This window comes from Streptococcus sp. OMI750 (assembly GCF_047463895.1).
GTDB lineage: Bacteria > Bacillota > Bacilli > Lactobacillales > Streptococcaceae > Streptococcus.
Map to the genome: position 1 here is coordinate 158,209 of NZ_JASHCZ010000003.1, position 16,343 is coordinate 174,551.

The following is a 16,343-nucleotide window of genomic DNA, read 5'->3' on the forward strand; positions in this document are numbered from 1 at the left end:
ACACTTCAATCATTCTTTGACTAATATATATTTTTTATCAAGTTCTTCATCTTTTTTTATCACTGTCCGTCTAGAAGTAGAAGTCCAGCTAGATCAGATGGGCGCATGAGGGAGAGACTATGGGCTGGAATTTTCTCCAATTTTTCGATGTCCGGATCTTTCCGTGCAATCCCATGACTGCTTGCTAAAGCGACTTTACTTAGCCCTAGAAGCAAAAACAAAACGGTTACTACGATACACCATACATTGATCTTTTTCATCTCCCTCTCCTTTCTTTTTTACAAGACGGCTGCTTGACGCACCCAGTCTAAGCGTTCCAATTGGAAATCGTCTGGTACGGTACAGTCTGCCCCAAGGATCAAACCGCGACTTCCAGCTTCTGCCACCAAGCGGCGAGTTTCTTGCTCAATCGCTGCTCGTTCCCCTTGGTAGAGTAATCCTTTCTTACCATTGACAAAGCCACCCAAGACAGCACGATCACCAAAGAGTTTGCGCCCTGCTGCTAGGCTCAGACCTTCATGATGGGTCGCCCAGTTAATGACTTGAGCTGGATAATCCTTGAAGAGTTCCACTTCATTGCTGGCTCCTTCAAAACCACAAATATGAAGGATATTGATGCCCCCCGCTTCATTGGCAGCTTCTAGGACAGCAATGTTGCTTGGCTCAATGAACTTGCGGTATTCTTCCTCTGTCACACGCTCATCTTGGACCTGCTGGGTTGAGAAGTAAATCCCTTCAACACCCGCTTCTTGGATCAACCGGCGACTTAAAGTAGAAATGTCTCCTGCAATGACCTCAAGGACATGAGCCAAAGTTTCTGGATCTTCCTTGATAAAGTCTGCAATCACTTGGTCTCCACGGGATTGATCCGTACGGAACCAGCGTTTCAAATAAGAAATGGGCGAGAAGATATTGTAGAAAGAAGCAATCTCTTCATGGAAATGGGAACGAATCCCCTTGACCACTTCAATTTGTTTTTCAATCCAAGGATGATGCTCTCCAATGGGTTGAATATCCTTCAGTTCTCGGATCGATGTGATCTCTCTCGAATAAAGAGCACTCGGATAGCGGAAGAAGCCATCGCTCATGATCTTGACAAAATCAGGGGAACTTTCTTCAACATAGTGTTGGTGTCCTTTGATACTCTTTTCAAGTACAGCTGGATTGTCTAGCCCCAATTCTTTTTCTTCTTGGGTCACATAATGGAGCCAAAATCCTACAGGGATTCGCTCAACTTTTTCACCTCGAATGGCACGAAGAACCAATTCTTTTTTACTCATACCGTGAAACCTCCTCAATATCTTCTCCAAAAGGAAGACTGACTGACCGCTTCCTTTCTGAAATTTGTAACCATGATATCACCTCGAAAACTAGCTGACTAATATATTTTCCCTATCAAAGCCTTAACATTTCTTTATGGAGGCAGGTATCAAAAAACACGCAAGTCCTTGAAAACAAAGACTTGCGTGCATTCTTATCTATTCTTTCATTTTAGAAGAAATGGATCCCTTTGATCTTTTCTTGACCCTGTTATAAAAATCAACTATACCCCTTCCTTTTAGGGGAAGATTGGCTTATTTTGAGGCCAATAATCACTTTTTCCCCATCCTCTAACCAATCATGGGCTGTGGATTCGTCTTTGCCTCTTAAAAGCAAACATCCTCGTTAGGAGAAACCTAACGAGGATATTTTTTTCTATAGACAAATTTATTCAACCGTTACAGACTTAGCAAGGTTCCGTGGTTTATCAACATCGAGCCCACGATGAAGGGTTGCAAAGTAAGCAATCAATTGGGTTGGCACCACCATTGAGATTGGAGAGAGGTAAGGGTGAACCGCTGTCAAGACTAAATCATCTGTCTCTTTCGCAACATTTTCTTCTGCAATGGTTAAGACATGAGCCCCACGTGCTGCGACTTCTTGGATGTTCCCACGAGTGTGGCTAGCTAGGACTGGATCCGACAAGAGGGCAATGACTGGTGTACCATCTTCAATCAAAGCAATGGTCCCGTGTTTCAACTCACCCGCTGCGAAGCCTTCACATTGGATGTAAGAAATTTCTTTTAGTTTCAGACTGGCTTCCATGGCAACATAGTAATCTTGGCCACGTCCAATATAGAAAGCATTGCGGGTTGTTTCCAATAAGCCACGAACTTTTTCGTCGATCACTTCTTTTTCTGAAAGGGTTGATTCGATCGATTGGGCAACGATAGACAATTCGTGCACCAAATCAAAGGCTTTGGCCTTTTCATTGCCATTGGCTTCCCCAACAGCTTTGGCAAGAAAAGCAAGGGCTGCGATTTGAGCCGTATAAGCCTTAGTAGAAGCGACCGCAATTTCAGGACCTGCATAGAGCAACATAGTCATGTCTGCTTCACGTGAAAGAGTTGAACCTGGCACATTAGTCACTGTCAAGCTTGGAATGCCCATTTCATTGGCTTTGACCAATACCTGGCGACTATCAGCTGTTTCACCAGATTGACTGATAAAGATGAAGAGTGGTTTCTTGCTGAGAAGTGGCATGCCGTAGCCCCACTCAGAGGAGATACCGAGTTCTACTGGGGTATCTGTCAATTCTTCCAACATCTTCTTAGAAGCAAATCCTGCGTGGTAAGAGGTACCAGCCGCAAGGATATAGATGCGGTCTGCTTCTTGAACCGCTTTGATGATAGCTGGCTCTACCACTACTTGACCTGCCTCATCTGTATAGGCTTGGATGAGTTTACGCATCACGGTTGGTTGCTCGTCAATTTCCTTGAGCATGTAGTAAGGATAAGTTCCCTTGCCGATATCAGAAAGATCGAGTTCAGCCGTGTAGCTAGCGCGCTCACGACGATTTCCGTCGTAGTCTTGGACTTCAACGCTGTCTGCTTTGACGATGACCAACTCTTTGTCATGGATTTCCATATATTGGTTGGTCTCACGAATCATGGCCATGGCATCAGAGCAGACCATATTGTAACCATCTCCAAGACCGATCAAGAGTGGTGATTTATTTTTTGCCACATAGATGGTGCTTGGATCTTCCGCGTCCATCAAAGCAAAAGCATAGGCCCCACGGATGATGTGGAGAGCTTTTTTGAAGGCTTCAAGCGTAGACAAGCCCTCTTCTTCAGCGAATTTTCCGATCAAGTGGGCTGCGATTTCTGTATCGGTTTGCCCCTTGAAATGGTGACCGGCTAGGTATTCTTCCTTGATTTCAAGATAGTTTTCAATCACTCCATTGTGGACCAAAACAAAGCGACCTGTCTCCGAATGGTGTGGGTGGGCATTGTCCTCAGTTGGTTTTCCATGAGTGGCCCAACGGGTATGTCCAATTCCGGCATCCCCTTCGACACCTTCTGCCTTAGCTGATAATTCTGCAATACGACCGACGGCCTTCACCAATTGGCTCTTGCCTTCACTAGCCAGAAAAACACCCGCAGAGTCATAGCCTCGGTATTCGAGTTTTTCAAGTCCTTGAATCAAAATATCCGTAGCATTTGTATTTCCTACAACACCAACGATTCCACACATAGTCTTTACGATATAGCCTTGCTATACTTTCCCCTTTACTTAGTCAAACGACCTATGGTCAATTTCTCAGTTACTGTAAATTGGTCTAGTCTAATTTACCAAAAAAGTAACCAGCGGAGTCAGTATACAATGCTTCTTCCAGTTTGTCAACTAGGAAATATAAGAAAATTGGTCTAGTTAAGGGAGAGTTAAGAAAAACCTATCAACATCTTGGTTGATAGGTTGCTTTTTCTACTCTTCAAATCCATTCTGCTGGCTCAACTCACGGAACCAATGACCGGATTTTTTGAGGGTGCGTTCTTGACTTTCGAGATCCAACTCAACTAAACCATAGCGATTCTTGTAACCATTGAGCCAAGACCAGCAGTCAATAAAGGTCCAGATCAAATAGCCTTTACAGTTGGCGCCATCTTGAATAGCCCGGTGGAGCTCACGGAGATGGTCTTTGACAAAGTCAATCCGGTAGTCATCTTGGATCACCCCATCTTCACGGAATTTTTCCTCACCTTCGACTCCCATCCCATTTTCTGTCAAAATCCACTCGATATTGCCATAATTTTCCTTAATATTTTGAGCAATGTCATACAGACCTTGCTCATAGATTTCCCAACCACGGTGGGGATTAATCTTGCGGCCTGGCATGACATAGGGTTCATAAAATTGCTCAAAGAGTAGGGGAGAAGCTGGATTTGGAGCATAACGAGGAGCTGCCACACGGAGTGGTTGGTAATAGTTAACACCTAGATAGTCGACGGTATTTTCCTCCATCAAGCGCAACTCAAATGGATCATAATCTGGCAAGAGATCACGCTCCCTCAAGATCTCCACTAATTCTTGAGGATAATAGCCAAGAACAGAAGGATCTAAAAAAGATTTAGCTTGAAAGAGCTCGGCGATACGGGCGGCTTTAACATCTTCTGGATGCTGGCTCCGAGGGTAGGCTGGTGTTAGATTGAGCACAATCCCAATACGATAGTTAGGATCCACCTCGTGACAGGCCTTGACCGCTAGAGAGCTTGCTAACTGGGTGTGGTAGGCTACTTTTACAGCTGCAGCTGCATCTACCTTATGAGGAAAATGGGCATCATAAAAATAACCAAACTCCACAGGGACAATGGGTTCATTAAAGGTGATCCACTGGTCGACCAGATCTCCATAGGTCTTGAAACAAAAACGCGCATATTCTTGATAAGCATAGGCGGTTTCCTTGTTTTCCCAACCATCGCCCTGCTCTTGGAGAGCCATCGGCAAATCAAAATGATAGAGGTTGACCAAGAGGTGAATCCCTTTTTCCTTAATCTTTTCAAAGACACGACGGTAGAAATCGACACCCGCTTGATTGATCTCCCCTCGACCTTCCGGGAAAATGCGGGACCACTGAATAGACGTCCGAAAGGCGGTGTGGCCCGTTTCTAACAAGAGATCCAGATCGTCTTCCCAGTGTTCATAAAAAGTCGATGTTTTCTCCGGTCCCTGCCCTTGATAAAAGCGATTGGGTTCGATCCTATACCAGTAATCCCAGAGATTGTCACCTTTTCCATCCTGATCTAGACGCCCTTCTGTCTGTGGACCCGAGGTCGAACTCCCCCATAAAAAATCCTTTGGAAATTGAAACATGTCCTAATCCTCCTCATTCTACTAGCTCTATTGTAGCGAATCCTCCCCCAAAACCTAGGCACAATTTACAGTCTTTCTTACGCAGATTAAAGAAAAAGCTCCCTTAGAAAAATTCCTAAGGGAGCTGGTCCTCATTATAAGTCATTCACAACATATTCAAAGAGTTTATGGTCTGCTGGACTCTTGTCAAAACGCAGTTCCGGATGCCATTGAACGCCGAGAAAACGACTCTCATCTGTGGATTGAACCGCCTCTATGACGTCGTCTTTGGGATCCTGCGCGATTACTTCTAAGCCATCTGCCAAGTCTTTGATACTTTGATGGTGAAAGGAATTGATGCGACTGGTCTTGCCATAGATTTCTTGCAAGATCGTCTGATCCTTGGTCACCAGCTCTTGGCTGGTGTACTGACCTGGATTGTCCTGCCAATGATCCTCAATATCTTGATGCAAAGTTCCACCCAATGCAACATTGTAGAGTTGGGTCCCACGACAGACGGTAAAGATAGCTTTTTTAGCCGCACGCGCTTCCTCAATCAAGGCCAACTCAAAAAGATCACGTTTTAAGAGGTAGTCATCGCTATCAATGGCGATTTCTTCTCCATAAAACTTGGGCAAGACATTTTGACCACCAGTAATGATGAGCTTATCAATCATCGATATATAGTCTTTGGCCATGTCCGCATCTCCAATTGGCAAGATCAAGGGAATTCCTCCCGCCTCTTTGACCGCTTCGACAAAACCAGTCGCCGCATAACTCATGTTCGCGTCTGGATCATCTGGGAAGGGTCTCTCATTTCCTGTAATTCCAATCACTGGTCTTTTTTTCATACTTGTTTCCATATACTTTCATTCGTTTTCAAGGCTTATTGTAACACATTTTTAAGCCAGACTCAATGGAGAGTTTTTGAAGAGAAGGTCACTCCCTCTATAACAAAAGCTTGCTGAAAGGAGTTAAAATTGCTTTTTATCAAAAAATCCTCAAGTGCGAAGACTTGAGAATTTTTTGTTAATTTTTGATAACCCCTTCTTTTGCCAAAAAGTCACGCGCCACTTGATTAGCTGACTTACCTTCTACTCCGACTTGGTAGTTCATCTGGCTCATTTGCTCTGCTGTGATTTTTCCAGCTAGTTTATTTAGAATAGCTTCCAACTCCGGATGTTTTTCGAGTAATGCAGCTTTCATGAGGGGAGCCCCTTGATAAGGTGGGAAGAGTTGCTTATCATCTTCAAGGACCACCAGGTCATAGCGAGCCAGCTCGGCATCCGTTGAGTAAGCATCTGTGATCTGGATGTCACCGGACTGGATGGCTTGGTAACGAAGGGCTGGCTCCATGGTGGAGACTTGTAGATGGAGTCCGTAAACCTTCTGCAAGCCCTTGTTCCCATCCTCTCGGTCATTAAACTCCAAGGTAAAGCCTGCCTTGAGTTGTCCTTCCACCTTTTTCAAATCTGAAATGGTCTTGAGACCATACTCTTGGGCAATTTTCTTAGGGACTGCAACAGCATAGGTATTCTGATAAGCCATGGGTTTGAGCAAGGCCAGGTTGTCTTGTTTCTTGATCCCATCTCGAGCCGCTTGATAGACTGCTTCTGGATCATGGTCGACTTGCGGCGCCGGCTTGAGGAGACTTTCAGTCACGGTCCCTGTAAACTCTGGATAGATAGCAATATCCCCTTTTTTCAGAGCTTCATAGAGGAAGGTGGTCTTGCCAAAATTCGGTTTGACGGTCACTGTCATGTCCGTGTTTTCTTCGATCAAAATCTTATACATATTGGCTAGAATTTCCGGTTCAGGACCCAACTTCCCAGCGATGATCAGGTTTTCTTTTTCCGGTTTGGGAAGAAGACTTGGTGTATAGCTAGCTCCCAATCCGATAACCATTACCGCAAAAGCCGCAAAGATGGTCCGCAATTTGGCCTTTTCCATCCATTTGAGAAGAAGGTTAAAGGCGATGGCTAAGAAGGCAGAAGACAGGGCACCGATTAAAATCAGACTGGCATTATTGCGGTCAATTCCTAGAAGGATAAAGGAACCGAGTCCCCCTGCTCCAATCAAGGCAGCTAGGGTAGCCGTCCCGATAATCATCACAGCTGCTGTCCGAATTCCAGACATGATGACGGGCATGGCCAAGGGAATCTCAAACTTCTTCAAGCGCTCCCACTTGGTCATCCCAAAGGCGGTTCCCGCTTCTTCAAGGCTTGGATCAATCCCTTGTAAACCGGTGATGGTATTTTGAAGGATGGGGAAAATGGCATAGATGACGAGAGCTGTCAAGGCCGGAAGCGTCCCGATTCCCATGATGGGAATGAAGAGCCCCAAAAGGGCCATGGAAGGAATAGTCTGGAAGATCCCAGCTATCTGTAAAACCCAGTTGCTGGCTCTCTTGCGTGTACTTAAATAAATAGCCAGAGGGACCGCCAGAAAAATCGCAAGGAGCAAGGTCAGTAATGACAGTTGCACATGTTGCCCCAGTGCAGTGAGCCAGTCTCCAAAGCGTTCTTGAAAGGTTGCAAGTAGTTTAGACATGGTGAGCACCTCCAAATAAATCCGCAACAAAGTCGTTGGCTGGTTGGGCTAGAATGGTCTCAGAATCCGCCACCTGCACAATCTCTCCTTCTTGTAGCACCGCAATCCGATCGCCTAATTTCAAGGCCTCGTCCGTATCATGAGTCACGAAAATAGTCGTCATACCAAATTCTTTGTGCAAGTCTTTGGTGAGAGCCTGCAACTGTTTGCGGGAAATGGCATCCAAGGCTGAAAAGGGCTCGTCCATCAATAGAATCTTTGGCTCTGCAATGATGGCCCGCACAATCCCAATCCGTTGTTGCTCCCCACCAGATAACTCACTTGGCTTGCGATTTGCATACTCTGCAGCAGGCAGACCTACCTTGTCCAAGAGTTCTTCGGTTTTAGAGGCTATTTGGCTTTTAGTCCACCCTTTCATCTCTGGAATTAAAGCAATATTCTCAGCGACAGTCAGATTTGGAAAGAGAGCAATGGCCTGCAAAACATAACCAGTAGAAAGACGTAACTCTCGTTCATCATAGTCCTTGATGCGTTTTCCGTCCATATAAATATTGCCATCTGTCGGCTCCAAAAGACGATTGATCATCTTGAGCATGGTGGTTTTTCCAGATCCTGAAGGGCCTACCAAGACCATAAATTCTCCATCTTCAATACTGAGATTGACATCTTTTAAAATGTCCTTATCCGTGTAGCGCAAGGCTACATGTTTGTATTCAATCATATTATTCCTCAATGAGTTTTCTGTCTCTAAGAATATCCAATAGGCTACTTGCTGGATGACCTAGGACTTTTTCGACATCTGTAGAAACCCCAGCTTGTTCCCCAGCTTTAATCGCTGTATAGGTGCTGACCCAGGCATCGTACTCCCAAGTTTGTGCTGGCCATTTTTTACGTGACTCATAGGCTTCTTCTACTGATTCATCCACATACACGATGGAGTCACCGGTCTCTTTTGAGAGAAGCGCTACGATTTCTTCCATGGAAAGATCCTCTGGCCCTGTCAAATTCAAGGTTTGATTTTCCCACTCCTTAGGATTTAAAAGAATCTCTGCTGCAACCCTAGATGTGTCCTTACGGGCAACAGCTGACACAAGACCACTGCCTGCCGGACCACGAATCTCTCCGTTTTCAAGCGCCATATCAATCAGGAAGTCCAAGTAAAAATTATCTCTCAAAAAAGTGTAGGTGAACCCTAACTCCTTGATATAGGCTTCCGTCTGGGCATGATCTCGAGACAAGGTGAACGTTGCCTTCTCATCTGCCCCATAAAAGGAGGTATAGACAATATGCTCTACTCCTGCTAGCTTTGCAGCATCTAAAAAGCCCTTGTGTTCCTTAACACGCTCTGGATTCTCCCGAGCAGAAACCATCAACAAGATATCGATTCCCTTCAAGGCCTCAACCACCTCTGGTGTATTGGCATACACTATTTTACGAATTTCCGCTGACGCATAGAGTTTTGCACGCTCTGGGCTTCGTGCTAGATGGACTGAAGCAATTCCCTTCTTATCGACAAGATTAGCCACATAAGAACCTAATTTCCCTGTTACCCCTGTAATACCAATCATAACTGCTACTTCCTTTTCCTAGATGTCATTCTCTTTAGCTTTTAGATTTGAGATAATGCGCTCTTGATACTCCTCAAATTCTCGGATTTCTTGATCCGAAAAGCCTTGATAGAAAATCTCTCCCAGTTCCTTGCTGACACGATCTCCAATTTCTTTTTGCGCCCAACCGAGGTCTGTCAAAGAAATATATTTTCTCCTTTTATCCTGCGTGCAAGGTTGAATCGTAACCAAGCCTTGTGCTTCCAATTTCTTAACCATACTGGTCAATGTATTATTGGCTAGACCCGTCGCAAGAGCGATATCTGTTGCAGTTGCCCTTCCTTGCTCTTTTTGCCATAAGACTGTTAAAATTTTCCCCTGTTCACTTCGGTATTGGGCATCTGGTTCCTTGCTCAGCAGTTTTTGAAAGATACGCCCATTTAACAAGCGTATTTGTAAAGCTTGGTAGCCCCCTTGCATCTTGTCCATTTCGTCTCCTTTTTTCTTCTATATCGAACTTTCTATCGTTTATTGTAATATTTTTAATTACATCTGTCAACTATTTCGATATCGAAATACCATTTTCCTTGGAAGAAGAGCAACATTTAAACACCTTGTAAAACAACACTGAGTTTTACATCTGTTCACTATCATGCAGAATGAAATTTATTAAAAAGCCTCGATAGTTTCTTCCTACCGAAGCTTTTTTAATATCGTAAAGACAATCAACATCTATCTTAAAACTGATTCTTTCGATTTTATACAAAAATCCTCCAGAGCTTAGCTCCGAAGGACTCATTTCTTATTTCACAACAATGTTGACAAGCTTGTTAGGTACACTAATCACTTTCACGATGTCCTTGCCATCAATCTCTGCTTTGACTTTGTCATCAGCTAGAGCGACTTCTTGCAATTCTTCGCGTGAAAGATCTTTAGCGACCATGAGTTTAGCACGGACTTTTCCTTTGATTTGAACGACGATTTCAATTTCGTCTTCAACCAATTTGCTTTCGTCCCATGTTGGCCAAGCTACGTAAGAGATAGACTCACCTGTTGCTGCGACTGTTTGCCAGAGTTCTTCAGCCAAGTGAGGGGCAAATGGGGCAATCAATTGGATAAATCCTTTGGCGTAGTCCGCATAGAGTTTGTCTTCCTTATTAGCAGCGTTAACAAAGACCATGAGTTGGGCAATGGCTGTGTTGAATTTCATCGACTCGATTTGCTCTGTGACAGCCTTAACGGTTTCGTTATAAACCTTGTCAAGAGCACCATTGTTGTCTGCAACGATTTCTTTACTTGTAATCAAACGGTACACACGGTCAAGGAATTTACGGCTTCCTTCCAAGCCTTCTTCAGACCAAGCGATAGAAGCATCGAGTGGTCCCATGAACATTTCATAGACACGAAGGGTATCTGCACCGTATTGTTCCACCACATCGTCTGGGTTGACCACGTTCTTGAGGGATTTCGACATTTTAGCTGGTGCTTGCTCCAATTCTTCCCCTGTTTCCACATGGAAGAAGGAACCGTCACGTTTTTCAACCTTGTCAGTCGCCACAAGAGCACCACGGTGGTCACGGTAGCTGGTTCCCAAGATCATTCCTTGGTTAAAGAGTTTTTGGAATGGTTCTTTGGTTGGAACAACACCGATATCATAAAGGAATTTATGCCAGAAACGAGCGTAAAGCAAGTGGAGCACGGCGTGTTCTGCCCCACCCACGTAGATATCGACTGGTAACCATTGTTTGAGGAGATCCTGGTCAGCCAATTTCTCAGTATTGTGTGGATCGATATAGCGGAGGTAGTACCAGCTTGAACCTGCCCATTGTGGCATGGTATTGGTCTCACGACGACCTTTGACGCCATCTTCACGAGTCACTTCCAGCCAGTCTGTCAAGTTAGCCAATGGGCTTTCACCAGTACCTGAAGGGCGGATATCCTTAGTCACTGGCAAGACAAGTGGAAGTTCATTTTCAGGAACAGCTGTTGAAGTTCCATCTTCCCAATGAATAATTGGGATTGGCTCACCCCAGTAACGTTGACGGCTAAAGAGCCAGTCACGAAGGCGGTAAGTCACCTTCTCTTGACCACAACCTTTTTCTTCCAACCAAGTCACAATTTTAGCAATCGCTTCTTCTTTGTTAAGCCCGTTCAAGAAGTCAGAGTTGACGTGAAGGCCATCTTCTGTGTAGGCAGCTTCTGCTACGTTTCCACCTTCCAGCACTTCTACGATTGGAAGGCCGAATTGTTTAGCAAATTCCCAGTCACGTTGGTCGTGGGCAGGTACGGCCATAACAGCACCTGTTCCATAGCTAGAAAGAACATAGTCCGCAATCCAGATTGGAATTTCTTTGCCATTGACAGGGTTGATAGCATAAGCACCCGTCCAAACCCCTGTTTTTTCCTTGGCAAGGTCAGTACGAGCCAAGTCTGATTTGAGGCTAGCTTGTTGTTTGTAATCAGCTACAGCCTCAGCTTGTTCAGGACTTGTGATAGCATCTACCAAGTCATGCTCAGGCGCCAAAACAGTGAAGGTCGCCCCAAAAAGGGTATCAGGACGAGTGGTAAAGACGGTGAATTCCTTATCAGTCCCTTTCACTTTAAAAGTGACATTGGCACCAGTTGATTTCCCAATCCAGTTGCGTTGCATGTCCTTGATAGACTCTGGCCAATCTAGGTCATCCAAATCGTTGAGCAAGCGCTCTGCATAGGCCGTGATTTTAAGCATCCATTGGCGCATTGGTTTGCGGACAACTGGATAGCCTCCACGCTCAGAAGTTCCGTCAGGAAGGACTTCTTCGTTGGCGATAGCTGTTCCGAGTTCCTCAACCCAGTTTACTGGCACTTCCGCTTCATAGGCCAAGCCTTTTTCGTAAAGCTTGGTGAAAATCCATTGCGTCCACTTGTAGTAGTTCGGATCTGTCGTATTGACTTCACGGTCCCAGTCGTAAGAGAATCCAAGCGCATTGATTTGACGTTTGAAGTTAGCAATGTTTTCCGCTGTAAATTCCGCTGGGTCATTCCCTGTATCCATCGCATATTGCTCTGCAGGCAAACCAAAAGCATCCCATCCCATTGGGTGAAGGACGTTGTAGCCTTGTGCACGTTTGAAACGGCTGAGGATATCGGTCGCTGTGTAGCCTTCTGGGTGTCCTACGTGTAGACCCGCTCCAGATGGGTAAGGGAACATGTCCAATGCATAAAACTTCGGTTTTGAAGCATCTGTTCCTGTCTTAAAAGTATGATGGTCAGCCCAGTATTTTTGCCACTTAGGCTCGATTTCTTTATGATCGTAAAAACTCATAGCGTCTCTCCAATTTTCGTGATGCTCCTATTATACCATTTTTAGGGGATTTTTAAAGGATCAGACAAAGAAAAAGACAGGTCCCATACGGGACCTGTCCATCCTGTTTTCGCTAAGAAAAGTCTATTTCACATGCTTTTCAAGTTCTTTTTGCGCTTTTTTATTGGATTTTTCTTTTTCTTTCTTCCATTGTTCACGCGCTTTTTCGTAGTCTTTCGCCGCTACGACCTTGTCTTGAACTTCTAAATACTTATAGTTAAAGGTTTGACCCTTGTGGCCGGTCCAAGCAAAGGCTGCAGAGTATGGTACAGTCTTACGAACGACTGGAGAAGCTCCATCCGAATGAATCGGAATCAAGAGGGCACTATCGGTCAACCAAGCTTGAGCCGCAGCATATTTTTCATAACGCTTGTTGACATCTGTGTTTTCTTTTTGAGCGTCTTCAATTAATTGATCGTACTCATCAAAGCCGGCTGCTTTTGCGGCCGCATTATCCGTACCAGCATCGAATCCAAAGTAAGAATTGGCATTTTCACCAGATTTACCACTGGTGATGTCGATGTAAGAAGATGGGTCCGTATAGTCTGGTCCCCAGCCCAAGTTATTGTTTAGATCCCAGTCTTGTTGGGAAGCATTTTCAGCAAAGTAAGTCACTCGTTGAAGATCATCCTCAGAAACCATATTCAGATCGATGACAACATTTTCTGCTCCCAATGTAGATTCAATCGACTGTTTGAAGGATTGGGCTTGTTTGATTCCTTCCGTATAAGTCGAAGAAGTTGGAAGGTCTAAATGAATTGGGAATTCAACTCCTTGAGCCTGCAAGTCTGCCTTAGCTTTGGCAAACTCTTCTTTGGCCTTGCTTGGATTGTAGAGGGTGTCTTTTCCATCTGCGACAGAGACCCCTTTCCATTCATCCCCATAAGCTTCTAAGTCTTTTTCTACTGCATCCCCAAATTGTTTGCCATCGATTTGGACAAAGTTTGGTGGCGTAAAGGTATTACGGATCACCTTATTGGCACCCGCTTCCCCGTTAGTTTGCGCTACATAAGCCTTGCGGTTGAAGGCAAACATAATAGCTTGACGGAAGTCCTTGTTCAAGATTGCTTTCTTGGTAGAGGCCTTTTGAGCATCCGTGGTCTTCTTTGTGATTTCATAGGCCTGACGGTCAATGTTGAAGGAAAGGTTATAGGTCGAGGAACCTTGGTCAGTATAGACGATGTCGTCCTTATGCTTCTTCTCTACACTCTTATAGTTGGAACCATTTGGGAAAACACGGGCAACTGTATAGTCACCGTTATCAAATCCACGGATCAGAGACTCGGAGTCTTGACCATCATAATAGGTCAGTTTGACTTTACTGATCTTGACATTTTCCGCATCCCAGTAGGTTGGATTTTTTTCTAATATCGCAGAAGATTTCGAAGTGATGGATTTGATCAAATAAGGTCCGCAGTAGAGGATACTAGACGGAGAGGTTCCTTGACCGTAATCATCTCCCTTGGATTTCAAGAATTCTTCGTTGACCGGCATCAGGATCCCCATCGTGGTCTTAGAATTCCAGAAGCTTTCAGGCTGGCTCAAGGTATATTGAACGGTATAATCATCAATGGCTTTGATACCAACCGTTGAGAAGTCTTTGGTTTTTCCTGAGACATAATCATCCAAGCCTTTGACAGATTTTTGGACGAGATAGAGGGCCGAAGATTTCTTATCCGCCGCGTGCTGAAGACCTGTCACAAAGTCTTGCGCCTTGACTTCCCCATATTCTTCCCCTTCAGAAGTCATCCATTTGACCCCTTCGCGGAGTTTATAGGTATAGGTCAAACCGTCCTTGGAAACAGCCCAGTCTTTAGCAAGCGATGGGATCAAATTCCCATACTTGTCCACTTCCAATAAGCCATCTACCGCATTTCCTGTAAACTCGGAAGTCGATTTTTTATTGGAAATCGAATAGTCAAGAGTATCTGGATCCGTGGTATAGACATAGCTAAACGTCTGTTCGCCAGAACTTCCAGATTTTCCACCTGAGCAAGCCACTAGGACACCAGCTGATAAAAGCAGAGCGCTGGTCGCTAAGAGTACCTTCCCTTTGTTCATATGATTCACCTCATTGTAAAAATGTTATACTCAATTTAAATTATAGCACTTTCTAGGGAAATGTAAACGCTTTTACTGCGAAATTATTCTCTTTCTTCTTTTTCTAGAATTTTTTCCGTTTTAATCCCTGACCTGTATGATATAATGGAATTTATGAATAACGAGAGACATTTACACAAACGACTAAAACACTGCCTCTTGTCCCTCCTTGTAGGAGTCTTGACATTAGGCCCTATCTCTACTGCTTTTGCGGACGATCTCTACCAACAAGAAGATGTCATGAAAATCGCAGCCGATGCTGGACTGGTATTGGATGATTTTTACAAGCCTAAGGCCGATATCGTCATCGATGCCAATACTGGAGCCATTTTGTACGGAGACAATATCGACACGGTCCGGGACTCAGGTAGCATGGCCAAGCTCATGAGTGCCTATGTGGTCTTTCGGGCCCTCAAAGAAGGCAAGATCAAGTACGATACCGTGGTTACAGCAACTGCGTCGGACCAAGCCATTTCGGAAAACAATCTGTTAAGCAACTCACCGATTGTGGCTGGCGTAGACTACAAAGTATCGGAATTGATCAAGATGCTCTTTGTTCCCTCTTCCAGCGCAGCTGTAATTATGCTCGCCAACGCTGTCACTGACAATGATCCCGATAAGTTTTTGGATCTAATGAATCAGTACGCGCAAGAAATGGGAATGACCAATACCAGATGGCACAATCCAAATGGAGCGATGATTTCGGTGCTCCAGGGCCACTACAATCCACAGCGCTATGATGTCCATGCCAACAACGAAATTACGGCGCGGGACATGTCTATTCTGGCTTATCACATCGTAAACGATCTGCCAGAGATGTTGGAATACACCAAGCAAGCCCACACCACCATCATGGAAGGAACCCCCTACGAGCAAAGCTATGATAATTACAACACTTCCCTCGAAGGTGGAAAATTCTCCCTCAAGGGGACAGATGGCCTTAAGACAGGATCCAGCCCAACTGCCGACTACAACTACACCGCAACAACCAAACGGGGTAAACAGCGGATTATCGAAGTCATCCTAGGCGTTGGAAACTACGATGTCGAGATCGCCGAAAGCTACCGCAATCAAATCGGAAATACCTTAGCCGAGAAAATGTTTGCGGACTACCAGTATAAAAAAGTCCTTTCTGCAGGCCAACACACCATCGACGGGAAGACCATTCAACTGAAGCAAGACTTCTATGCTACCGTTAAGAAAGGCACGAATCCAGCCATTAAACTGGAAAACAACCGCCTGGTCGTCCAGAACGGCTTGCAACAGGTATCTCCAAGCATTAAGGCGGGAATGGCCGTAAGCGATTCTAAAGCAACGAACTCTAGCAGTAAACAGAAGGGACTAGATGCCATGTGGCTCTTCTGCTTCTTGCCAGCCGGAATCTTATACCTGATCTTTAAACAAACCGATCCAAAAAGAAGAAACTAATGATTCTAATATGAAAAAGAGTTGAGACAGAAAAACAGTCTCAACTCTTTTATAATGCAGACAAGATGATATGGGAACCTAGGTTTCCATATCATCCTCACAACTCTGATCATGTAATCAGTCACTTTCATTCTCGAATAGTTTTTAACTGAAGTCGAGACTACTTCCTTTGGAAAAAAGATAAATCAACTGGCATTCATGGAATGCGGCATTGATTTCCTATTTTTCTGCAGGAAGTTTCGGTAAACCGAATCGTCTCTCTT

General features: G+C 44.7%; 12 protein-coding genes. 1 reads left to right on the forward strand and 11 read right to left on the reverse strand.

Translation table 11 applies throughout. The features are described 5' to 3' along the window. Positions 1-59: 59 nt before the first annotated feature. The 11 genes from QM830_RS07385 to QM830_RS07435 form a co-directional block, all read right to left on the reverse strand. Complete coding sequence (locus tag QM830_RS07385; RefSeq protein ID WP_254728303.1) at positions 60-260, reverse strand: hypothetical protein; 201 nt, start codon at positions 258-260, stop codon at positions 60-62. Between the two features lie 18 nt (positions 261-278). After that, complete coding sequence (locus QM830_RS07390; protein ID WP_414326260.1) at positions 279-1,280, reverse strand: uroporphyrinogen decarboxylase family protein; 1,002 nt, start codon at positions 1,278-1,280, stop codon at positions 279-281. 427 nt (positions 1,281-1,707) lie between these two features. Further along, entirely contained in the window at positions 1,708-3,516 is a 1,809-nt protein-coding gene (gene glmS / locus QM830_RS07395) for a glutamine--fructose-6-phosphate transaminase (isomerizing) (RefSeq protein WP_414326261.1), read from the reverse strand. Positions 3,517-3,747: 231 nt separating this feature from the next. After that, on the reverse strand, positions 3,748-5,133 hold the full coding sequence (locus QM830_RS07400) for a glycoside hydrolase family 1 protein (RefSeq protein ID WP_414326263.1): 1,386 nt from the start codon (positions 5,131-5,133) through the stop codon (positions 3,748-3,750). 134 nt (positions 5,134-5,267) lie between these two features. Beyond that, positions 5,268-5,963, reverse strand: coding sequence for a gamma-glutamyl-gamma-aminobutyrate hydrolase family protein (locus tag QM830_RS07405; protein WP_414326265.1), 696 nt, complete (start codon positions 5,961-5,963; stop codon positions 5,268-5,270). 178 nt (positions 5,964-6,141) lie between these two features. After that, positions 6,142-7,662, reverse strand: a complete 1,521-nt coding sequence (locus tag QM830_RS07410) for an ABC transporter permease/substrate-binding protein (RefSeq protein WP_414326267.1) — start codon at positions 7,660-7,662, stop codon at positions 6,142-6,144. Continuing rightward, entirely contained in the window at positions 7,655-8,383 is a 729-nt protein-coding gene (locus tag QM830_RS07415; RefSeq protein ID WP_414326268.1) for an ABC transporter ATP-binding protein, read from the reverse strand. The genes QM830_RS07410 and QM830_RS07415 overlap by 8 nt, the downstream gene beginning before the upstream one ends. Position 8,384: 1 nt before the next feature. Continuing rightward, positions 8,385-9,230 carry an SDR family oxidoreductase gene (locus tag QM830_RS07420; RefSeq protein WP_414326270.1) on the reverse strand — a complete coding sequence of 282 codons (846 nt, stop codon included), beginning with the start codon at positions 9,228-9,230 and terminating at the stop codon, positions 8,385-8,387. An 18-nt stretch (positions 9,231-9,248) separates the two neighbouring features. Beyond that, a complete protein-coding gene (locus QM830_RS07425) occupies positions 9,249-9,698 on the reverse strand; it encodes a MarR family winged helix-turn-helix transcriptional regulator (protein WP_414326272.1) in 450 nt (149 codons plus the stop codon). 313 nt (positions 9,699-10,011) lie between these two features. Then, the gene (gene leuS, locus QM830_RS07430) at positions 10,012-12,513 is read right to left on the reverse strand and encodes a leucine--tRNA ligase (protein WP_414326274.1); all 2,502 of its coding nucleotides are present in this window, start codon (positions 12,511-12,513) and stop codon (positions 10,012-10,014) included. Between the two features lie 123 nt (positions 12,514-12,636). Then, on the reverse strand, positions 12,637-14,613 hold the full coding sequence (locus QM830_RS07435; protein ID WP_414326276.1) for a peptide ABC transporter substrate-binding protein: 1,977 nt from the start codon (positions 14,611-14,613) through the stop codon (positions 12,637-12,639). Between the two features lie 144 nt (positions 14,614-14,757). Between QM830_RS07435 and QM830_RS07440 the strand changes: the two genes are divergently transcribed. Next, the gene (locus QM830_RS07440) at positions 14,758-16,080 is read left to right on the forward strand and encodes a DUF1958 domain-containing protein (protein WP_414326278.1); all 1,323 of its coding nucleotides are present in this window, start codon (positions 14,758-14,760) and stop codon (positions 16,078-16,080) included. Positions 16,081-16,343 lie beyond the last annotated feature (263 nt).